The organism is Enterobacter sp. C3_dUdeg (genome assembly GCF_057536195.1).
This window is the reverse complement of sequence record NZ_BAAKFX010000012.1, coordinates 50855-69576: the sequence shown is the minus strand read 5'-3', so window position 1 is coordinate 69576 and position 18722 is coordinate 50855. Positions and strand designations below refer to the sequence as shown.

The window sequence follows — 18722 nt, the reverse complement described above, 5'->3', positions numbered from 1 at the left end:
ATCAGTCCCCTCCCAGGGTCTTTTCACGCTCAAGGTCGCGCACCGTTTCGCGCTCCATCTGCTGCAGGCGGTCCCGCTGCACGTTCTCGCGCACCACCTGAGACACCGCCTCATCCCGGCGGCGTTCTTCCGGCGCATCCGGCAGCGTGAGGGGAGATACCGGCGTTTCTTTTATCCGCGCCATATCCCGCACCACATCCCGGACGGCGACGTCAGCCCCTCCGGCCGGCCTGTCGCCGCTGCGGGCCATCTCGCGGACCGCCTCTTCAGCACGCTTATCCAGCTCCCGCTGCACCTCAGCCTCCCGGGCCTGCTGTGCCAGCACCTCCGGCGGCACCGTTTCTGCGGGCTGCGTACCGGTGCTGTCGGGCAGGCTGTCGGCCCAGACCCGACCGCCGGTAATGGCGCCGGGGTTCCACGGTCGCGCCTCGCCTTCGAGCCGCACCACCACGCCGCTCTGCGGATTCTCCCGCGCGAGCCGCACGCCCTCTTCCATATCCCGCGCCAGCAGCGACTCGCCGTTACGGCTGGCCTGCAGGCCCGCAAACGCCGCGTCCCCGCTGCCCATCACCCGGCCTTCACCGCCGAGCCCCTTAAGCTGCCCGTCTCCGGACGTCAGGGCACTCAGCCAGACGCCCGCCTGCCTGCCGTTGCGGTCGAAGGCCGGGAGCGCCACGTGCGGCTGCGGGTATTTCCGCCCCGGCGAGATAAATTTCGCCATTGAGCCCTCAGGCTGCAGCCCGGCCTGGCGCAGCGCGGCGCGACCGGCAGGCACCTCACCCAGCGCTTTTGCCGTCGCCGTCAGGCGGGCGGCATTCGCGACGGCGCGGTCGCCGCGCGGCTCCAGAATGTCATGCGCCGTACTTTTCGCCTGCGATTTTTCCATCGCGGCCACCCATTTATCCCGGTTGTCGGTATAGACCTGCGCGTGCTGCTTCATGCGGCTCAGCGCCACGTAGGCTGACTCGAAGCTCACCATCCGCTTACGTCCACCGTCCGTGCCCTGCAGGGAGATGGAGAAGGGTTCGCTCGCACCCTGTGAGCCTTCAACGGTAACGGCATAGGCCAGGTCGATGTGCTGCTCTGCCTGCTCCGCTGACGGCGTGAGCGTTCGTATCTGTTTTCCATCCGACAGCGTGACGCTGTCACCTTTTATCTCACTGACCGACCAGACGCTGTTGGCCACGAAGCCCCGCTCGTTGTCGCTTTTCGAAAAGCGCATCCGGTCGCCTTCCGACACGGTGATGGTGTCCTGACGGTAGAGCGTGACGCCCTCTGTCGCCGCCTGCGCGGGCGACAGGCTGCGGGTGTTGCCCTGCGCATCCTTCAGCATCACCAGGTGCGCCTCCCCGTCCAGCGCCTCAATGCTGTAATAGGTGCTGTCCAGCAGAACCAGGCTGTCGCGGGATGCCTCCCACGTTGCCATGCGCCGCAGCTCCCCGTCGCGGATATTGGCAGGCGTGAGAACCGGCAGCGTGACCTCTTTTTCGCCCACCTCGCCGGCACCCTGACGGGCGTCATGAATCATGGCATTCACCTGGCGGCGGTCGGCGTTCAGGGCGGTGATAACGATGGTCTGCGCCTGCGCCTCTGGCGTGCGCCCCGTGTAGTCCTTCACGATGGCCTCCAGCAGCGTCGCGGGCTGCCCGCCGGGCATCAGGTCGCCGGCCGCCACGGCTTTCGCAATGGCCTCCTCCCGTTCGCGGCTGAACTCCATGACCGAGCTGTCCGGCTGCCAGGCATCCGCCCTGCGCGGCACCTGTGCCGGCGCCACACTCTCAATGGTCGTCAGGGCGCTGCCGATATCGCGGTTAATCAGGCTGTAGACGGCAGGTTTTAGTTCCGGCGTCTGGCGGACAATCTCCTGCATCACAGCCACGTCAATGGCGCTGCGCTTCTGCAGCAGGCGGAAGGGCTGGCCCGGGGCAATGGACTGCAGCTGGTCGGTATCACCGCTGGAGACCGCGCGTCCCCCGCCCCCGGCAATCAGGCTGTACGCCTTCGCCATGTCGGCGTTACCGACCATTGAGCTTTCATCCACGAGAAACAGCACGTTGCTGAAGTCCGGTCGTTCGCCGCCGCGCAGCTGCTGCTGCGTGTCGTGAATAAAGGCCGCCAGCGTCTGCGTTTCGGGCACGCCCGCGTCGCGCATCTCGCTCACTGCCCGGTGGGTGGGGGCCACGCCGATAACGCGCGGCTGCTCCCGCTCCGGCAGCGTGCCGATGGCCGACATGACTGCCCGGAACTGGGTGGTTTTACCCACCCCGGCGTAGCCCTGCACCAGGGTAAAGCGGTCGGGGGACTCCAGTATCATGCGCGTGGCGTTCCGCTGCCCGTCCGTCAGCCCCGCCAGCTGCGCGTCCGGAACCTTATCCATCAGCGGGGTGACGGCCTCCTTTCCCTCCAGAACGTGGCGGAGGACACTTTTCTCCGCATTGTACGACTGACGTGAGACCAGCAGCTGCAGGCCGTTTCCCGGCGATACCGGCACCGACAGCAGGGCGCCGCTGCGTATCTGCCGGTCCGCCTCCTTTTCGATGGACTGCAGGCTGAGGCTGTCCTGCTCAAATTCTTTCGCGGCGGCCATCAGCTGCGGCTTCGTGAACGCCAGGCCGTTCCCCTCCAGCACCGGAATGGCCAGATGGATAGCCTGCTGCTCCGGCGTGTGCAGCCCGGCTTTCTGGTGCGCCAGGGCATCATCGAGCCTGTCGTGCCCCGCCGCATCCTTAATCTGTTCAGACACGACGCTCCAGGCAGACTGACGCGACAGCTTCTCCGTCGTTTTCTGCGCCGTCTGTGCGGAATAGAGCTGCACCGCCCTGCCGCTGAGCGCCAGTTTGTTCAGCGTGGTGTTATCCAGCTCGCGCTGCGACAGCGAGGCAAAGACCGTGGCGCTGTCGCTCACCGAGTGGCCCGGCGACTCCACCCAGCCCTGACCCACCTTCGCGGCGGTAAACGGGCTGTCGCCGGCGGGCAGGACCACGTCCGCCTTACGCCCCGGCCGGCTGACGACGAGCCCCGCCTCCCCGAGCGCCTTAACGGTCACCGTATCGCCTCCCTTGAGCCGCGTCCCCTGTGCCTGACCCAGCACCGCCAGGCGGTCGCCTTCGGCCACCTGCAGCGTGCCGGTGCGGTACAGCGACCAGCTGCTGTTGAGTTCAGACAGGCGGGTCACCCGCGTCTCACCCTGGGCGTTGCGCAGCGTCAGGCTGTTGTTGCGGCCCGTCACGCGGTCAATGACAAAGCGCTCCCGGCTGCGTGCTTCGGCATTCCAGCGCTCCATGACCATCCCCTCCCGGTAGTGGTCGCGCACCTGCTGATGGCGGCTGTCGAGCCAGACCGGCTCCAGCGTAGTGATACTGACCTCCCGCTCGCCCAGCACCTTTTCCGCCTTAAGCGCCTCGCGGACAACGCCTGCCAGCACCGCCTGCTCGCGCGGGCCGGAGACCTGCGCCACGCTGTGTTCACCTGCGCGGACGCTTCGGGCAAAGTCAGCGGCCAGGCGGTCATACCGCTGCCGCCGGTCAGGCTCGCTGATAACCGAGACCTGCGTCTTCTCACCGCCCTGCCACGCGAGCGTGCTCACTCCCGCCTCCTTCATGACGGTGAGGGCGCTGCCGGTCCCGGTGCGCTGGCCGCTGTCGGCTATCAGCAGCTGGACGTTATGGCGCAGCGCGCCGTCGAGCAGCGTGAGCGTTTCTTTCAGGGTCAGCTTCTCCCCCTGGTCCACAATCAGCGTGCTGCCGGGCGTAAAGGTCATGCCCTCCGTCAGCCCCCGCCTGTCGGTGATATGCTCGCCGCTGAGGCGCTCATCCTGCATAAGGGCGCTGCGTGAGCGCCTGTCGGCGGCGATAATCTGCACGTCACGCCCCTGTTCGCGCGCCATCATCGTCAGCTCCGCCACGCGCTCCCGCTGACCGGCCGCCCCGCCCTGACCCGAAATGATGGCCACCGGCGGACGGTCCTGGGCCAGAACGCTTACGGCATCGCTGTATGACCGGCTGCGGGGCACGCTTTTATCCGGAAAAATGTCGGCCTGCCCCGTCCGCTGTAAATCGCGGGTCATCGCCGACACCGACAGCTCGTCCAGCACGTGGATGTTCGAGGTAAACAGCCCCTTCTCTTTATCCAGCGGGATGAGCTGCTCATTTTTTATCGCCGCATCGATGCCGTCACGCGCCATCTCCACCATGCCCGACCGCGCGGGCAGCTGCCCGAGGGTGGTGGCCAGCAGTTCGGAATACGTGAACCGCGCCCGCCGGTCGCTCAGCATCGCAATGGACTGTCCGACGCTGCTGTTAATATCAATGGCTTCAGGCGCCGTTGCGGGAATATTCCCCTGCACAACCCGCAGGTCTGCCGCCTCGCGGTAGGCTTTAATGTCAAACCCCGTCTCTTTCAGGGTCTGCATCCACTCGGCCATGCGCTGTTCGGGGTCAACCTTCTGCTTCGACTGGCGGGTGTCGAGCGCCGCCACGTCGCGGGACTTCAGGGACGCGTCATCCCCGACCGCCTCGCTGATGGTCCTGCTGCGGCTGGAATACGGCTCCGTCGGTACGCCCTTCAGCTCCCACATGCCGTGTTTGCCGACCGTCTCAGTCTCATAGCCCATCGCCGCGACGTCATCCTTCAGCGCGGCACGATACAGGCGGCCAAAGGCAATCTGGTTGGCGTAGATATTCTCAATAAACCCGGTTTTACCCACTTTGTCGCTGCTGAGCGTTCGCCACTCATCGCCATGCTGAGTGGCATTGGCCACCACCGCGTGGGTGTGCAGCTGCGGCTCCTGGTCGCGGCTGGTATCGTGGTTAAACAGCGCCATCACCAGGTTGCCGGTCAGCTGCGTCTCGCTCCTGCCCTCCGTCATAACCCGCGTGGAGGCCATCGCCTCTAACTGCTTAATGGCGGTCTCCACCGCGCGGTTGTGGGCCTCAATAAGACGCTTGTCGCCACCGAGCATGGCCATCACGGAGACACTTTTGGGCGCAGAGAAGGTGAAGTCGTAGCCCGGACGGTGTTTGTTCGCCCCGTCCTGAGTCCGGCTGAGGTCGCTGCCGTCCGGCAGGCGTCCCTCCAGAACCTTCGTAAAGACCTTCTGGTCCACCCCGCCGCTGAGCCCCAGCGCTTCAGCCCCTTTTCCGGCCCAGCGCTCGCCCATACTGCCGATAACGTAGTAGTTGTCCTTGTCGGTGTAATAATTGCCCGCGCTGCCGGCGGATTTTACCGATCCGATGCTCATCATCAGATGTATCCTCCCGGCTCAAGATCCTTTTCAGGCGCCCGGTGAACGTTGATGTTCACTTCTTCACGACGCTGCCTCTCCTGAGGAGACAGTTCGTCCTGCTCCGCCTGCCACGCTTCCCATGCCGCCATATCCACCACCTCACCGCTTTCACTGATGCCGGGCGGCAGCTGCTCAGCCTCCTCCGCCTTTGTCTTCAGCTCAGGCTCCACGCCGCCGGTGCCGGCGGCACCCGCCACAGATGCCGAAGCGGATGCCGTGTCTGCAGCACGGGGCGCAGGCGCCAGCTGCTGTGGCTGCTGTGGCTGCTGTGGCTGCTGTGGCTGCTGTGGCTGCTGTGGCTGCTGTGGCTGGCCAGCATTCTCCGCACCGCCCTCTGGCGCGATAACGTCTGCATCCGGCTCAAAGAGCATGGCGATGCTGCGGGATTCATGCTCACGTGCAGCCAGCGCGGCATTCAGGCGTTCCTCCGCTTTCCCGTCGATGGTGCGCGGAATGAATTCCGGTGCCACCTTTGGACGCTGCTGATACTTCAGCGCCATCTTCACGGCAGGATACGGTCCGGGAAGCGTGACGTAGCAGGAGAGATCCGGCAACGTCTGGACGTCGGAGTAACTCACCAGGGTGACGCGCTCCATGTCCTTGCCGACCGAAGTACCGTCGCGTACCGGGTCCACGCCGTAGGAATACTGCTCGGACGCCTTGAGGATTTCTTTTTCACCGATTTCACCTGCGGCGAACTCAGCGATATTGCGCGACGGCGAGCGGAAGAAGGCACGGGTGTTCAGCACGTCGAACAGCGTTTCCGCAGGCTTCTGCCCATAAATATCTTCCAGCTGGGCGTAGGACTGAATGCCAATGACGTAGCAGCCGCCAAACTTACGCGCCTCCGGCAGGATCTCAACCAGGTCCGGCAGCTTGTGCAGGGTCGGCAGCTCGTCGGCGAAGATCCACACGCGGCGGTTACGGTTTTCACCCATCGCCAGCAGCCCGCGAATGGCGATGGACAACCACATGGAGATAACCGGCTTGAGGGAAGCGTGGGTGTCAGCATTGGAGGAGATAAACAGCCAGCCGTTTTTACCGTCCTCACGCACGCCGCGCATCCAGTCGCGTATGGTGAATGACTCGCCGTTATTTTCGATGCCCTGCAGGTAGCGGATGGCCTTGACGTAGTTGGTCAGCACGGCGCGGATGGAGATGGCCGTTTTCTCGATTTTCTCTTCCACCAGGTTCGCCGCCGGGGAGTTTTTCAGGTACGAGCGCAGCTTCTCAATCTTGATGGAAAGCAGCGTGTCGACCAGCTTGCTGTAGCTGCGGTCCTTGTCGTTGCGCATCAGATAAGCGGCTTCGGCAAAGATGGTACGTCCCGACCCCTGCCAGAAAGGGTCTTCCTTCGTGCCCATAGGAATAAGCGTGTTGGACACGTTGTCGAAGTCAGGCTGCGTCAGGCACTCCCGCCACAGGTCCCATGCAGCGCAGCGCGCATCCAGCGGGTTAAGGATTTTATCCGTGGCCGGATCATAGTAGCTTTTGACGAACTCACAGGAACGGTCATACACGATGACCATGTCGCCACGCTGGCGGGCATAGTTCATCAGGCGGCGGATAACTTCTGATTTACCGGCCCCGACTGTGCCGTGCAGACAGAAGTTCTGGATCTCCGAGTCCTTGATAAGCGGCAGCTCACCGATTTTTATCTCGGATGCGAGACCGTCGCGCCTGAGCATTTTCGCCACCGCTTTCGGGTCGTCAGTCAGCTGGCGCCCCCCCGTTATCTCGTCCTCACTCTGCTGTTTACCCTGATGGCCCAGAATCCAGGTGGTGACAAAGAAGGTAATAACGCACACCACGGCCGCGATGATGGCGGCAAGAATAAAGGCCGTCCAGACCTGGTCTGCGCACCACTGGATATATTTGTCCTGCATTATTTGCTGCGCGTTATACTTCAGCTCATGGCCGTAATAACGGATGGTATAGACAGGCTGGGATTTGAAAATATCGCGCATGGGGGCCAGCGTCTGACACCAGTAATAAACCATGCCGTTCACGAACGTCTGCCAGGTCAGTTTAACTGACAGCGTAATCGCGACAATGACGCCGAAGAGAATGACGAGACAGTACACGATGATATTGGCGATCTGACTGAACATACGGATGCGCATGCTCGCGATCTGACCGCCCTGGGTCATATCTTTAGCATTGAAACTCATAATGTAGGTCCGATGGAGTGTGCCGTCACAGACGGCAAAAGCAAACTATTCCGGCGTTGCCGGCAACCCTTTATGACCGCACAAAGAATTTACTCAGCCATAAAGCGTTAGCGTTGAAAAACGAGAGGTTGTGCTCAGAAATACAGGGCGGTGGGTCCGCCCTGCTGATACCTGTTAGAGAATATTGGCGACGGATTTGGCCAGCTGATCTTCCAGGACCGGCTGTGCTTCCGGGAACTTCAGGTTAACCTTGTTCGCGTTAGATACGATACGGGTCTGGTACTTATGCTGATCTCCCAGCTCTGAGCTGGTCTGGATTTTAGAGCCGGAGGTACCCTGGCGCAGGGCCGCAACGTTATCTGTGGTGACAACTGCTTTGGTGCGTTCGGCGATCTGCACGTCGGTTATCATGGTGTAGTTAACATCCTCAACCATCGCGTCCGCCGCCATACCAGCCAGCCCGGCAGCAAGGCCCACGCCCAGTGTCGCGCCCGCTGAGCTGGAGTTGTATGCCGTAATGCCCGCGCCGAGCGCAGCCCCTGCTGCTGCCCCTTCGTAACCACGACTCAGCCAGCTCTGGGCGTCTCGCAGGTCCATTTTATCGGCTTTGAGCACGTTGGCCTGAATCCAGTAGTAGGCTTTATCCGGAGAGGAGACGACCTGATAGCCTTTGGCTTTTACCGCTTCGGCAATTTTACCCTGTAGCCCGCTCATATCCTTGTCGGAGGTATTTTTGATCTGCAGATAAACGGTGCGTTCCGTGGAAGGCTCCAGCCAGATGGTTTCGCTCATCTGAGTTTTAACCTCAAGGTTACGCTTCTTGATTGCTGTGCTCATCGCGCCACAACCTGAAAGAGCCAGAGTGGAACTGACCAGAGCAATCACCATTAATTTTTTCATTTTCATAAAAATTTCCTTGTTGTCGTTTATATATACTTTTGAAATGTTGTATAATAAATAATGAGTTTTGTTCACCATAATAAAATGCGCAGGGTATTTATGGGATTATTTGATAGAAAACTAGATGTCAGCACCACCACTCATTTTCAGATTTTCACTTCGGTCCCACCGCAAATTAAAATCTTGAAAAATTTTGGCCTTGTAAAAGCCACCACATCAGAAATAACCGCCAAATACCGTAATGAAGATGATGAACTGCTTTCTGCTCTTTTTACCGAAGCAACAAAATTAGGGGCTAATGCAATCATTAATCTACAGTATATTTCTGGTTCATATCAGAGAAACGGACATGCCTTTGTTACGAGTTATCTAATAGCTACTGGTGATGCTGTTCTACTGGAGGATATATAATTCAGCTATTTTTATCCTGATACTCTCTGGCCTTGTTAAGAAGCTCATCCGGGGTGTCAGCCCCCGGCAGTCGCTCTTGGGCAGTTTTTTCTTCATGATACTTACGATTTTGGGATAACTCTTCCTCTTTATGATGATTCTGTAACCCACTATACTGCTGTTTTATGTCTTGCTCCTCGTCACGAATATTTCTACCCGTCGTATTAATTTCTGAACGATACCCCGAGATGGTATCTTCAACCTGATCTTTCACATCATCACGGATATTATTGTCCTGCGTTCTTTGGTCGATAATATTTTTATGGGACTGGTGGTCAGCCATAACAGCCTCTTTTTTTCCGCCCGAGGAAATACCCTCCATCGAAGCCCCAATTTCCGAGCGCCCTGACGAATAGGCCGCATCAATACTTGGTTGAACCTGCTCCTGAACGAACGACCAGGCAAGCTCTCTGCGCTTATTAGCCACTTCAGGTGAAGACGTATTTGTCAGCAGTGTGTCGGCATCATGTGGGGCCTGTTTACGAACATACTGAGCAAACTGCTGGTTCAGGTCTTCATTAATTTGGCCGCTCATGCTTTCAGTACGGGACGCCATTTCCGCAAATTCCTTGCTGCGTGCCTGGCTGGTCGAGTACTGTTCAAGGCTTTGTTTTGCAGAACTCAGCGATGCGGACAACTGGTCCGCGCGTGAAGCTGCATTGTTATCCGTATGGCTGCCGGACTCACTGACTTTGCGGCTGGTAAAGTAATCACTGGCTTCTTTAAAGTCCTGAGAGGCTTTGGCGTCTACATCATGACGGGCATCCTGACTAACTCGAGAACCATTTGATGCGTTATGAGAATCATTATCTTCGAAATCTCGCCCTGCTTTAACTCCGGACTGTCCTCCGACCTGAACACCAGTACCCAGAACACTAACCCCCATGCTTCCCTTAACATGAGCATCACCGTAAAACCCAAGTGAATCACGTGTGCTTCTGGTCGCCAATTCCTGAGTCGCCCGATCATTACTGATGTTATGCGCCTTCGCATAGCTTTCCACCGCGCTGCGCATCTTGCTGGCCATCATGGAGTCCTGCGCGCTCATGGTACTGTCGGCGCCCTGCGTCATCGAATCGCTGCTCCCCCGGTTGGTGCCAAACTGGCTGAGAGTCTGCCACGTGCTTGACATGCTGCTACTAAAGCTCTGCATCGCACTCTGGGACTGCGTCTGGGCCTCGCGCGCCATCTCCTGCTGCGCTGAGGCCAGTTGACGGGCAAAATTAATACTCACGGGCAGCTTACTCGCGGCCTGGGTGGAGTCAGTCACGGTACTGCCATCGCGCATCTGTGTGGATGTCGCTCCGTTGCCCAGCTGCTGACTCATCTGGCCAAACATGGTCGAACTGTTGGTATTCCAGCTGTTGCCGCTCACGTTCTCGGTCTGCATGTTGGCGTAGGAGTAGTTCCCGTCGATTGACCCTGCCGCCGCCGTTGCAGCCGGACTGATGGCCGAGGACGCCAGGTGGCTGTAGAGATTCGAGAAGCTGGAGCCCAGACCTTTCAGCATTCCCCATGCCAGTGGGGGGATAAGCATCGACAGATAGCCCGCCGTGGTAGCCAGATCCGAGTATTTAAGTTGCACCTGCGACAGCTCAGAGAGTACCACCGGCGAGCCGTTGGCTTTGGCATAGAAGGTCATGCAGCTGTTGAGGATGGCGTAAAGCAGCGGCCAGCTCTGCACCCACATGATGGCCAGCACGTACCCCTTCAGCACGTTAAGGGTGACGGCGTTAAACATCCCGCCCAGCACCATCAGGGGGAATATCCCGATAATCAGACCGACTATCAGCGTCTGGGACATGGGCAACGAGCGCAGGGCCACCTGCCCGACCGTTGCGTGCGCGAGCCGCTGCTTCTCCATTGAGGACGTGGTGGCGATGTTGAGCAGGCTCGAGGTATCGCCGTTGCGGGCCGCATAGCCCATGATACCGTCGCGCAGGGCATTCATCGTCACGTTCTGGCGGATAATTTGCGAGGCGCTCTGCCCGGAGTTATAAAAATAGTTATAGCTTTCGCCGAGCATCTGGCTCAGGAGCAGGTCGGGATTCGGACGTCCGCCAAACAGCCAGCGTGCGTAGTAGCTCCAGCTTTTTCCTCCGGTCTGGGTATCAAGGCCCAGCTTCTGTTTGAGGATCACTGCGGCTTCTTCGCAGGATAAAAACGCCTTTATCTCCGTTTGTCCGTTATCACCGCTGGTCGTAAACTTCTTATAGTTCTGCACCTGACGCAGCGGACTGGGTTTAGAGAAGATAATGGTGTAGGGGTCGGTGCTGTTCATCAGTTCGTCCAGGGTGTACTTCCCGTTGAGGAAGATGTCACCCATCACGCAGTTCTGCACATAGTCCGCAAAAAGCGTGGTGATTTCAGGATTTTTTGACAAAAAGTCGGTGCTGCGCGCGACCAGATTCGCGCCGAACAGCATCCCGGTCTTGCTGTAGGTCACGCTGTCCGGCTGAGAAAAGACCATCTCATAGCCCTGCACCAGCGCGTGCCCGATGGTGGTCGTCAGCGACGCCGGCAACGCCAGCCCGACGGGCACGTTGTCCACCTGATAAACCTTCGTCAGATCGCTGTTGTCAATAATCTGTACCGGCGTGCGCACGCTCACCAGAAGGGACATCAGGACGATGGTACCTATCCAGCCCAGCATATCCATCACGTTGTGACGGCGTATCCAGGTGATGGCCACGACGAGCACAGACAGCGCGGTCACGATCCGGCGGATAATGACCCAGTTGTCCGTGTTCATAAAGGCCACAATGGCGTTCAGCGTCTGGCTCAGCCAGTCGCCGCCCGCGATAACGTAAATCGCCTGCATCAGCGCACTCCCCCGAAGTGATAGTTGTTCTGATAGCGCTGCAACATCCGCGCCGAAACCTGCTGGCGCATGTAGCTCATCTGGCGGTCAACAACCAGCAGCGCATCCTGCTGTACCTGCACCTGCGCCTGGAATGAGGCTATCTGTCGCGTGGCCTCGTTGAGGTTGTTATTGATGCTGTCGATAACGGCCTGGTCATAGTTGCCCGTTGCCATCAGGGCGCGCGCCTGCTGCACCATCTCCTGGATGTACTGGAGCAGAATGTCGTAGCCGATGTAGTCCGTCAGCTGGTAGACGAGGCTGTCCGAGACGCCCAGCATCATCGGGTCCACCAGGTACTTGAACACCGGGATGGTGGTGCCGGAGATAAAGCCCTTCTCCTTCTCGGTCAGCTTTGTGTCGGTTGCAGCCTTGTTCTGGATGCTGGAGAGAATGTCCTTGATCTGATTCTTCAGCGCGTTCTTTTCGGTTATGGTGACGGTCGCGTCGGCCACCACCTTCAGGCACTTCTCGCTGTCGTTGCAGTGGTAAATTTTCGCCGTGCCGCCCTCCATCACGGCCTTAATAATGTCACGATCCGTGGTGCGGGCAGGCAGCGGCGTGATGTTACCCTTCTCGTCAAAAATCAGGGTGCCGGTGAGCGTCATGATGAACTCCCTGAGTTCTTTATTCCCGCTGAACATGCCGTTCTTGCCGAGCGCATTCCAGATGATATTGATGTTTTTAGTGATGCGCTCTTTATCGGCGGTACCGGCCTTGTCGCGCACCTTGTCGAGGCTGCCGCCCACGGTGCAGCCCTGCCGGGATGCCGCCCAGTCTGCAAACATATTGCTCTCGCCGGCAATGTCCTGGCAGACCTTCTGCTGGGAGACCTGGGTGCGCGGAAACAGACCGCCGACAATCCCCTGCGCCGCCTGGCAGGAGCTGAGGTTCATGCTGTTAATGTCGCTGGCCATCTTCTGCAGGAAGTCTTTTGCGGTCTTGATTTCCGGTACCGTGGTCTGCAGCGCCAGATCGAAGAAGTATCCGGCCGCATTGGACATAATCTGCTTGGCGAAACGCTGCAGCTGATCGCTGTTAATAAAGCTGAAGGAGCCCAGATAGGCATCGATGCCGCCGCAGCCGGCGTTGATGTCGGGCAGCGTCATGGAGATAAGCTGGACGGTTTTCACCTGCGTGCGCGCGTAGAGTGAGCCGCCCGTGGCGTAGCCCGCGGCCTGCCCCTGCCAGACCTGTGGCTGGCTGGTGTTGGACGCAAAGCCCAGCTTATTAAAGAAGGTGTTCATGTCACTGTTCACGTCGGCACTCACGCTCGCTGAACACGCAAGAAGGAGGCCACACAGTATGGAGAGAGGTTTACGGACGAACATCGGCACCCTCCCGGCTCGCCTGCAGGGCGAGTTTTCCCATGTTTCGTTTTAGTATGAACATCTGCCCTTTAGTATAAAGCGAGTTCAGGATTGCATAAACGCCACCTGCAACGGCAAGCCCGCCGCTCAGCGCGATAAATATCAGTGGAATGGCGTACATCAACACGTTCCACAAATCTTTCAGCTGCAGGTGACCGTCCCTGATCCAGTCGCCGACGCAGGCATTGAAAACGTATGTCATAAAGACGCGCGACAGCACGCCGGCAATGAGCAATATGCCCGCCCACTCAGCATAAACGCCGAACCGTGCGTCATCTTTCCGTGCCCTGAGCGCGATTAACTCTGGCGTCGTAGCTCTCTGAAGCATTCTGGAAGTCATCATGTCGTGTTTCTCTGCATTGTTCTGATCAGCCATTGTTACCCACTCCGCGCATCTGAAGGACCGTATCCATGCGGGCCATAAAGCCCTGTTCGTCAGTCGCGCCCTGCAGCAGGGGCAGGGCTTCAAGGGTGTTTACGTTGACGAGAAAGGTGGTTGGCGTGGCCACGGGCAGGTTGGGGAAAAAGGTTTTCATTACCTCCGGCGGCGCGGGCAGCGCATCGGGAAAGGACGCATCCCCCAGGCCGTCGATGGTGTAGGCCATCACCCCAAACCCCACCCGTGCCGACAGCGACTTCAGGACCGGATCAAACTGGTGGCAGTACGGGCAGTGTCCCTGCATAAACAGCACGACCTTCCAGTCGGCCAGATTGACCTGGCGCCCGTTGCTGAGGCGGTACCAGACCGGCTGCTTCGCCGGAAGTGGCTTAGCTTCAGGGTCTTCCGGGGATGTTGGCAGAGATCCCGACGCTCGCGCCCCCTGTAGATGCCATAATGATTTGATCTCGTCCATCGTGGAAGCCTGTGTGGCCAGACTGAGGGTCATGAGCGCCACGGTAAACACGGTATGTCTAAGGTTCATGTCGGCATCCTCCGGCATCACGGGCCTTTTCGGCCTCACGGGCGGCATCTATCCAGCGGTTGATGATGCGGTATCCCCCCCAGAGCGCCATCGAGACGCCGATTATCTGCGCCAGAAGAATGGCCATCTCCGGCTCGCGCCGGACCAGGCGGGAAACAATGTGAAACCATATCCCGAGGCTCAGCACCCATAATCCGGGCACGTCGAACTCAGGCAGGCGAAAACGGAATTTGCGCATGCGAACTCTCCCTGTATTAAAAGTTGGGGGCAAAATCTGTGGAAACGTTGAGGAACTGCTTCGCCAGGTCATCCTGGCTGATAAAGCCATACGAGACGGGTTTGACCGTCCCGCTTTTAGGATCGGCCAGCATCAGCGCCGGGAAGTAACGAATACCCAGCCGGCTGGCCTGTCCACCGTCCATTCGGGTATCCGGCAGGAGTGGATTCACGATACCGTCCACGGAGACCGGAATGACGCTGAGGTGATACGTCTCGCGGAAGTTTTTAATGACCTGAACCAGCTGGCCGTCGATCGGGTCCTGTCCACGGTAGAAGAACATCACGCCATAGTGCTGAGCCAGCGTTTCAATGGCGCGGCGCTGGTCGGCAAAGTCCGCCGCCAGCTGGTTGCGCACGGTACCGTTGTAGTGGCTGTGCTGCAGGTTGTAGTCCAGTTCGGGGTGCTCGAGCATGGCTTTTTTGGCGCTCATCGAGAACAGCCCGGCCTGCTGCGTCCAGTAGTTCTGCAGGCGGAAGTAGCGGGTAAAGTTCTCCACGCCCGGATACAGAATGGCCTCGTACATGGCCCGCTTCGTGGCCTGCTGGAGCGTGGCAAGCTTCTCCATGATGTCCGGCGAGGACTGCTGAGGCTGTGCTGAAGAGAATTTGTCATCCTCCGGCGTTCTGTGCGATTCGTTGTACCACTGCCAGCCTGCATCTTTTCCTGTGGCGGAAAAAACGCAGCCAAGAAGCAGCAGCGCTAACGCTGTCATTCTCTTTTTCACTGGAACCTTCCTTATCCCGAAGCAGGTCGGTTATCGTTTAAAAAGCGGGTTTAACAGCCACGCCAGCAGAACTCCCACCACGAAAAGCACAACCATCAGTGCCATAAAAAACACATCGATGCGCGATGTTTCATCAACGATATTCCCACACCAGTAAAGCACCGGTGAGGCGACAATCAGGCTGATGATAAGGCGTCCAGTAAATCTTTTAATTTTCATGATGGAGAGTCCTGAGTGAGTGATGAGTGGCTTACTGTTTGTTCTTCAGCTGCGCGGCGATTTCCTCTCGGACGCGCTTCGTCAGGGTGTCGTTATCCGGGATTTTCTTGTTCTTTTGCAGATCGTCGAAAAAGTTCGAGAAGTCGAGCGCTTCAAAATTAATTTGCTGCAGCTCGGTCTGGGTGATGCCGCGACAGTCCGGGCTGCTGGCCTTGCCAAAGCCGATGTGAAGCTGACCGTTACGTCCCTGCTGCTGCACAATCTGAGCCAGCTTAGAGTCAAACTGACAGTAGCTGCGCTTTTTCTCGAGACAGACGCCGAGCACTTTTTTTGAACAGAACTCACCGATACTGACCGTGAGCTTATTCTCTTTGGCCTTGCCCAGCGCTTTCTCCTCGCTGCTGCACCTGGCAAGCCCGACGTCCTGGCCCCAGCCGCCGTCTTTACAGCAGTTGCTGAATCCTGCCGCAAACTTCTTGCAGAACTTCGCGCTGCCGGTAAAGGCGCGCACGTTAACGCTGTTAATGGCGGCCACGTCCTTGCCCGCCGCGGCCAGCGCGGCGAGTGCCGAAACGACAGGTGCAAAATCGTTATTTTTACCGTTCTGCGCCCGCTCACAGTCACCATCAAGACAGAAGGTGTCGCCGCCGCATATCATCACCTGACCGGAAGTACGTGTTTCACAGGAGTACGTCGCGTATTCATGCAGGCAGCCGCTGCCGTCTTCTGCCGTGAAGGCGCAGGTGCGTGAGGCAAGCGTACAGGCCGGATTGTTCATGTAGGTTTTGCAGGTGCCATTGTCAGCAGCCTGGGTCATATACGTGTCTTTGTACTTCCAGCAAGCCTGCGTGACCGGGTATGACACCCCGTCAACCACCACCGTTTTTGTGCTCCCCGGCTCAATACATTCGGTCTTTTTGAGCGTGCCTTCGCTCTTGCTGAACGGGCAGGATTCGTTCCAGACCACGTCCGGCACCCATTTTTTGTCCGTCACCTGCATGGTCAGGGTGGCGGTCATCCAGGCCTGCGTACCGCCCTGCATCCAGGACAGCGTCTTCTGAGCATATTCCCGACAGCGGGATTGTTTACCGCTCAGGCAGTTTTTGTTGAGCATTGCCCCCTGTGGAGAGTACTGTCCGGCGGTCAGCGCAGCCCCCGCGGCACCGGGCAGCGCCCATCCGTTATCCCTTTTAGCCACAGAATCCGCATTTACGCCCCACCACGAGAAGCCGTAGTACATATTTTTGTCATTAAAGTGGACGGCAACCGACGCGCTCAGCACGGTACCGGTTGCGGGTGCACGGAAGCGGAAGTTCACCGTCTTGTTGCCGTCGTAGGTATAGGTAAAGTCGCTATTGGGCACCGTGTAGGTGCGCGTCACCGTGGTGTTTTCGTAGTGGCCGGTAATGCTGGCCGTGCGCGTACAGGCCTGCTCAACCAGCAGGTCGCGCTCACAGGTATAGTTGGTGAACTCGCTGCGGCTGATGTTCTGCGCTTCGCACTGCGTCTGCCCCGTTTTGCCGATGATGGTATCGGCGCGGGACTGGACATCCTGGCTGGCCTTAATAAACGGCGCGTCGGGTGAAATGGGATCCTTCGGGTTGTTAACAAACGAGTCGGTGACGGCCTTTGTGGCCTCATTAGTAGTCCAGCCCGTGGTACCGTCCGCTTTCAGCGCACCATCACCGGTCGCCGTCACGCCGCCATAGTACTTCTTCTCACCGGGTGAGGCGGTATAGTTGGGGATAGACGCTGAGGGGTTAAAGTTTTTCAGGCTGCTCTCCCCCTGCCCCTGTACCTGACGGGCAAAATCAGCCCCCGCCCTGTACTGCGCGTCAGCATCGGCAAATGCATTTACGCCTGCCATCGTGGTGGCAATGGCCAGCACCGGCATCAGTATTGCTCTTTTCATCGGGCCTCTCCTTTACTAAGCAGCTGTTGCGCCTCATCCCTGCACTCGCCCTTCTCCACCACCTTTTCCAGCGCCTGCTTCAGATGAAGATTGCCGCGAATCACGTCGTGGCCCGCCTCGCAGTACACCACCAGGGACGGCACGCTGGTGATCCCGTACTCACGAAAGCGGGTGGGATCGATGGCAACACCGCTGGCTGAATCGTCCTGAACAAGCGCCATCACGGCGGTTGCCGTCGTTTTCATGTCGTTGTTGACCATACCCTGCAGGGTGGCGGGGATGTCGTAGCGGCGCGCCTCAGTCAGCATGCGTTTAAGCCCCGCCTGCGGGATGGCAAAGGAGACGAAATACAGGGCACCGTGCGTGGGTTTATCCTGCTGGTCCTCGCGCTGGCTCTGTTTCAGCTCCCCGATAAAGCGGGCGTCGTCTGCTGAAAGAGGGTTCTGGCGCACCTGCTGCTCCAGCATCTGGCGCAGCGGCGCGTTGTCCTGCCCCCTCAGCTGCTGGCTGAAAGACTCCTGCTGACGAATAAACTCGCGGTTCGCATCATCAGCCCCTGAAGCCAGCGCAGTGCAACAATATGCTGACAGCAGCATCGCCACCGTCAGACCGGACAGAGTTTTCATGGAAGTTTCCTTTTTCTCAGAGGAAGACGCAGTTGCGCTTGCGCCAGAGCAGATAGCCGTAGTTTTTCTTCGTGTTTGGCGGGTTGCGCCCCGTTTCCCAGCGCATGACCGTTCGGCCGAAGGGATGGCACTGCGCCACGTCCGGATACATATTCACCATCTGATAGCGCCAGCGCGTTTTGGGAATAATGGGTGACGGATACTCGAAGCAGACCTTTTTATCCTCCCCGATGCTCTCCATTATCTGACCCTGACGGTGCAGCTTGAACGCCATGCGCTCGCTGACCAGAACGGAAGACTGCAGGGGGCTGGACTCATTGCTCACCCAGCCGTTAAAGGGATACATTGACCCCTGCGATCCGGCACACCAGAACAGCGCGTCAACCGACGTTTTTGCTGCACTGGCCACCGCGTCGGCCGCACATGCGCCCTGCGCGATGGGGTTGGCAAAAATGACCGCCTCCGGATTCAGAATGGAGGTCAGGGCGCTGTCCCCCCATGTCGGGTCGATTTCAGACAGGTATCCGATATCCAGATCGCCGCCCTGCAGGCACCCGAGGGAGGTGATGATATTGAGCCAGTACGTCAGCGGATATTTGTACCAGTGCACGTGGTAGAACGCACCATTGACCTGTTTGTCATCTTTTTTGGCGGTGCCCATCCCCATTTTCCCCAGGTTAATGGTGAATCCACCGAGGTTCACCATGCAGCCCGGAGAACGCGCCACATCGGTCATGGCCATGGGCTCCCAGTACCCTATTGCCAGGCCGATGCGCTGAAATACCGGGGGCGGCATTGGACAAAACTGTATCGGGCTCCCGGGATTGGACGTGTCCGGTAAATCTCCGCCCGTGACTTTTGTGCTGCCGAGCGACAGAGGAAACATGCAGCGCCAGCAGATATCGGTGATCGGATTGACGAAACGCCCTTCGCAGGCGGCGTCCGCCGAAGCCACGGGGCAGTTGCCCCACAGAAGCAGCCCGAACAGACACGCAGTCAGCAT

14 protein-coding genes are annotated in these 18722 nt (G+C 58.8%); 1 reads left to right on the top strand and 13 read right to left on the bottom strand.

What is annotated here, in order from left to right; all coding sequences use genetic code 11:
* Position 1 precedes the first annotated feature (1 nt).
* The 3 genes from traI to traT form a co-directional block, all read right to left on the bottom strand.
* Positions 2-5242 (bottom strand): conjugative transfer relaxase/helicase TraI, encoded by a 5241-nt coding sequence (gene traI / locus AC27FC_RS19900; RefSeq protein WP_487160309.1) that lies wholly within the window; start codon positions 5240-5242, stop codon positions 2-4.
* Complete coding sequence (gene traD, locus AC27FC_RS19895) at positions 5242-7455, bottom strand: type IV conjugative transfer system coupling protein TraD (RefSeq protein ID WP_487160308.1); 2214 nt, start codon at positions 7453-7455, stop codon at positions 5242-5244. The genes traI and traD overlap by 1 nt, the downstream gene beginning before the upstream one ends.
* A gap of 174 nt (positions 7456-7629) precedes the next feature.
* Positions 7630-8361, bottom strand: a complete 732-nt coding sequence (gene traT, locus AC27FC_RS19890; RefSeq protein ID WP_487160307.1) for a conjugal transfer complement resistance protein TraT — start codon at positions 8359-8361, stop codon at positions 7630-7632.
* Positions 8362-8454: 93 nt separating this feature from the next.
* Between traT and AC27FC_RS19885 the strand changes: the two genes are divergently transcribed.
* Positions 8455-8766: a heavy metal-binding domain-containing protein gene (locus AC27FC_RS19885; RefSeq protein ID WP_063925861.1), complete on the top strand. Its 312-nt coding sequence runs from the start codon at positions 8455-8457 to the stop codon at positions 8764-8766.
* Position 8767: 1 nt separating this feature from the next.
* On the opposite strand, the gene traG is transcribed toward AC27FC_RS19885, so the two are convergent.
* Genes traG through traU form a run of 10 tightly spaced genes read right to left on the bottom strand, consistent with a single transcriptional unit; the run spans position 8768 to position 18722 of the window.
* Positions 8768-11626, bottom strand: a complete 2859-nt coding sequence (gene traG / locus AC27FC_RS19880; RefSeq protein ID WP_487160306.1) for a conjugal transfer mating-pair stabilization protein TraG — start codon at positions 11624-11626, stop codon at positions 8768-8770.
* Positions 11626-12996 (bottom strand): conjugal transfer pilus assembly protein TraH, encoded by a 1371-nt coding sequence (traH, locus tag AC27FC_RS19875; RefSeq protein ID WP_487160305.1) that lies wholly within the window; start codon positions 12994-12996, stop codon positions 11626-11628. The genes traG and traH overlap by 1 nt, the downstream gene beginning before the upstream one ends.
* Positions 12983-13411 (bottom strand): conjugal transfer protein TrbF, encoded by a 429-nt coding sequence (locus AC27FC_RS19870; protein ID WP_487160304.1) that lies wholly within the window; start codon positions 13409-13411, stop codon positions 12983-12985. Before AC27FC_RS19870 ends, traH begins: the two co-directional genes overlap by 14 nt.
* Positions 13404-13958, bottom strand: coding sequence for a type-F conjugative transfer system pilin assembly thiol-disulfide isomerase TrbB (trbB, locus tag AC27FC_RS19865; RefSeq protein ID WP_487160303.1), 555 nt, complete (start codon positions 13956-13958; stop codon positions 13404-13406). The genes AC27FC_RS19870 and trbB overlap by 8 nt, the downstream gene beginning before the upstream one ends.
* The gene (gene traQ, locus AC27FC_RS19860; protein WP_008324126.1) at positions 13948-14196 is read right to left on the bottom strand and encodes a type-F conjugative transfer system pilin chaperone TraQ; all 249 of its coding nucleotides are present in this window, start codon (positions 14194-14196) and stop codon (positions 13948-13950) included. The genes trbB and traQ overlap by 11 nt, the downstream gene beginning before the upstream one ends.
* Before the next feature lie 16 nt (positions 14197-14212).
* Positions 14213-14950 carry a type-F conjugative transfer system pilin assembly protein TraF gene (traF, locus tag AC27FC_RS19855; protein ID WP_487160302.1) on the bottom strand — a complete coding sequence of 246 codons (738 nt, stop codon included), beginning with the start codon at positions 14948-14950 and terminating at the stop codon, positions 14213-14215.
* 42 nt (positions 14951-14992) lie between these two features.
* On the bottom strand, positions 14993-15181 hold the full coding sequence (locus AC27FC_RS19850; RefSeq protein WP_077138957.1) for a hypothetical protein: 189 nt from the start codon (positions 15179-15181) through the stop codon (positions 14993-14995).
* Positions 15182-15212: 31 nt separating this feature from the next.
* A complete protein-coding gene (gene traN, locus AC27FC_RS19845) occupies positions 15213-17093 on the bottom strand; it encodes a type-F conjugative transfer system mating-pair stabilization protein TraN (protein WP_487160301.1) in 1881 nt (626 codons plus the stop codon).
* Entirely contained in the window at positions 17090-17719 is a 630-nt protein-coding gene (trbC, locus tag AC27FC_RS19840; protein ID WP_487160300.1) for a type-F conjugative transfer system pilin assembly protein TrbC, read from the bottom strand. Before trbC ends, traN begins: the two co-directional genes overlap by 4 nt.
* Positions 17720-17735: 16 nt before the next feature.
* Positions 17736-18722 (bottom strand): conjugal transfer pilus assembly protein TraU, encoded by a 987-nt coding sequence (gene traU, locus AC27FC_RS19835; RefSeq protein ID WP_487160333.1) that lies wholly within the window; start codon positions 18720-18722, stop codon positions 17736-17738.

Coding starts and splice junctions, on each gene's coding strand:
- traI (WP_487160309.1), bottom strand. CDS start 5,242: ATGATGAGCATCGGATCGGTAAAATCCGCCGGCAGCGCGGGCAATTAT.
- traD (WP_487160308.1), bottom strand. CDS start 7,455: ATGAGTTTCAATGCTAAAGATATGACCCAGGGCGGTCAGATCGCGAGC.
- traT (WP_487160307.1), bottom strand. CDS start 8,361: ATGAAAATGAAAAAATTAATGGTGATTGCTCTGGTCAGTTCCACTCTG.
- AC27FC_RS19885 (WP_063925861.1), top strand. CDS start 8,455: ATGGGATTATTTGATAGAAAACTAGATGTCAGCACCACCACTCATTTT.
- traG (WP_487160306.1), bottom strand. CDS start 11,626: ATGCAGGCGATTTACGTTATCGCGGGCGGCGACTGGCTGAGCCAGACG.
- traH (WP_487160305.1), bottom strand. CDS start 12,996: ATGTTCGTCCGTAAACCTCTCTCCATACTGTGTGGCCTCCTTCTTGCG.
- AC27FC_RS19870 (WP_487160304.1), bottom strand. CDS start 13,411: ATGGCTGATCAGAACAATGCAGAGAAACACGACATGATGACTTCCAGA.
- trbB (WP_487160303.1), bottom strand. CDS start 13,958: ATGAACCTTAGACATACCGTGTTTACCGTGGCGCTCATGACCCTCAGT.
- traQ (WP_008324126.1), bottom strand. CDS start 14,196: ATGCGCAAATTCCGTTTTCGCCTGCCTGAGTTCGACGTGCCCGGATTA.
- traF (WP_487160302.1), bottom strand. CDS start 14,950: ATGACAGCGTTAGCGCTGCTGCTTCTTGGCTGCGTTTTTTCCGCCACA.
- AC27FC_RS19850 (WP_077138957.1), bottom strand. CDS start 15,181: ATGAAAATTAAAAGATTTACTGGACGCCTTATCATCAGCCTGATTGTC.
- traN (WP_487160301.1), bottom strand. CDS start 17,093: ATGAAAAGAGCAATACTGATGCCGGTGCTGGCCATTGCCACCACGATG.
- trbC (WP_487160300.1), bottom strand. CDS start 17,719: ATGAAAACTCTGTCCGGTCTGACGGTGGCGATGCTGCTGTCAGCATAT.
- traU (WP_487160333.1), bottom strand. CDS start 18,722: ATGCTGACTGCGTGTCTGTTCGGGCTGCTTCTGTGGGGCAACTGCCCC.